This is a genomic window from Aquipuribacter hungaricus (assembly GCF_037860755.1).
Classification (GTDB): domain Bacteria; phylum Actinomycetota; class Actinomycetes; order Actinomycetales; family JBBAYJ01; genus Aquipuribacter; species Aquipuribacter hungaricus.
Window position 1 is genome coordinate 1 of sequence record NZ_JBBEOI010000371.1, and the last position, 2,304, is coordinate 2,304.

The 2,304-nt window shown below is 75.3% G+C and carries 2 protein-coding genes; both read right to left on the minus strand.

What is annotated here, in order from left to right; translation table 11 throughout:
* Positions 1-840: enoyl-CoA hydratase/isomerase family protein (locus WCS02_RS19750; RefSeq protein ID WP_340295989.1), on the minus strand; the 840-nt coding region annotated here is incomplete at its 3' end.
* Positions 837-2,108 carry a thiolase family protein gene (locus WCS02_RS19755; protein ID WP_340295990.1) on the minus strand — a complete coding sequence of 424 codons (1,272 nt, stop codon included), beginning with the start codon at positions 2,106-2,108 and terminating at the stop codon, positions 837-839. The genes WCS02_RS19750 and WCS02_RS19755, both read right to left, overlap by 4 nt.
* Positions 2,109-2,304: the final 196 nt, after the last annotated feature.

The following is a 2,304-nucleotide window of genomic DNA, read 5'->3' on the forward strand; positions in this document are numbered from 1 at the left end:
GCGGGGCGCGGCGGGGGCGGCCCCGCCGAGGCGCTGGTCGACCTGGGCGCGGGCCGCCGCGACGGCGCCGTCCCAGGTCGCGGCGTCGGCGGTGTGGTCGGTGCGCTCCACCGTCGTGCGCCCGGCGAGCACGTCGGCGGCCCAGGCCACGGACCGCTCGAGGAAGTCGGCGGGCTCGAACATGGCGTCGGCGACGCCGAGCGCGAAGGCCTTGGGCCCGGACAGCATGCGGTTCTGGTTGAGCGCGTTGTCGACCATGACGGTGAGCGCCGCGGGCACCCCGACCAGGCGCGGCAGCAGGTACGTGCCGCCCCACCCGGGGACGAGGCCGAGGAAGCACTCCGGCAGAGCCACGGCGGGGACGCCGGAGGAGATGGTCCGGTAGGTGCAGTGCAGCGCCACCTCCAGCCCGCCGCCCATGACGGCGCCGTTGACGAAGGCGAAGCTGGGGACGCCGAGCTCGCCGAAGCGGCGGAACACGTCGTGGCCGAGCCGGGCGACGGCGAGGGCCTGCTCCCGGGTGACGACCTGCCCGGTGCCCTTGAGGTCCGCGCCGACGGCGAAGACGAACGGCTTGCCGGTCAGGGCCACCCCGCGGACCTCGCCGGAGGCGATGCCGGGCTGCACCTGGTCGAGGGCGTCGGCGATACCGGACAGCCCGGCCGGGCCGAAGGTCGTCGGCTTGGTGTGGTCGTGGCCGTTGTCGAGGGTGAGCAGCGCGAGGCTGCCGCCGTCGGGCAGGGGGACGAGCTGGACGTGGGTGCTCGTCACCACCTCGTCCGCGAACAGCGCCGTCATCTCGTCGCGGTCGTACCGCACTGTCTCCGTGGTCGCGCTCACGCCGCGTCCTCCCCGGTGGTCGTCGTCCCGGTGCTCGTCGTCCCGGTCGTGGTGGGGCGGGCCCAGCCGCCGGCGTCGTCGTGGTGCGGGTTCTCCCACACGACGGTGCCGCCCATCCCGATGCCGATGCACATGGTGGTGATGCCGTACCGGACCTCGGGGTGCTCCTCGAAGTGGTCGGCGAGCTGGCTCATCAGCCGCACCCCCGAGGAGGCCAGCGGGTGCCCGACGGCGATCGCGCCGCCCCACGGGTTGACGCGCGGGTCGTCCTCGGCGATGCCGAAGTGGTCGAGGAACGCCAGCACCTGCACCGCGAAGGCCTCGTTGATCTCGAACAGGCCGATGTCGTCGATGGTCAGCCCCGCACGGGCGAGGGCCTTCTCGGTCGCCGGGACCGGGCCGACACCCATGACGGACGGGTCGACGCCGGCGAAGGCGTAGCCCACCAGCCGCATCCGTGCCGCGAGGCCGAGCTCGTGGGCCGTGCCGGCCTCGGCGAGCAGGCAGGCGGTGGCGCCGTCGTTCAGCCCGGCGGCGTTCCCGGCCGTGACGCGCCCGTGCGGGCGGAACGGCGTCCGCAGCTGGGCGAGGTCGGCGACGGTCGTCCCGGGGCGGGGCGGCTCGTCTGTGGTGGCCAGGCCCCAGCCGCGCTCGCTGTGGCGGGTGGCCATGGTCACCAGGCCGCGCTGCACCTTGCCGGCCTCGTACGCCGCGGCGAGCCGGGCCTGGCTGGCCGCGGCGAAGGTGTCGGCGCGCTCGCGCGTGATGGCGGGGAAGCGGTCGTGGAGGTTCTCCGCCGTGGAGCCCATGACCAGGGCGGACGGGTCGACGATCTTCTCGGCGACGAAGCGGGGGTTGGGGTCGACGCCCTCACCCATGGGGTGGCGTCCCATGTGCTCGACGCCGCCGGCGACCGCGACGTCGTAGGCGCCGAACCCGATCCCGGAGGCGGTCGTCGTCACCGCGGTCATCGCGCCGGCGCACATCCGGTCGACGGCGAAGCCGGGCACGGAGCGGGGGAGACCGGCCAGGAGCGCGGCGGTGCGCCCGATCGTCAGGCCCTGGTCCCCGGTCTGCGTCGTGGCCGCGACGGCGACCTCGTCGATGCGCTCCGGGGGCAGGCCGGGGTTGCGCTCGAGCAGCCCCCGGATGCAGCGGACGACCATGTCGTCGGCGCGGGTCTGGGCGTACATCCCCTTCTCGCCGGAGCGGCCGAAGGGGGTGCGGACGCCGTCGACGAAGACGACATCTCTGACGGTCGTGGGCACTGGGCCTCCCGGGTCGGTACGGGCGCCCGCGTCCTCACGGGCGTCGGCCGTATGTTACTCCTCGGTAACTACCGGGGTCGACCGACGGGCGCGGGGCTCCGGCAGCGGGTCCGACGCCGCCCGGACGAGCGCCTCGGCGAGCGGCGCGGCCGTGAGCCCGACCTGCCAGGCGCGCGCGCCGCGCCCGCCGAGGAAC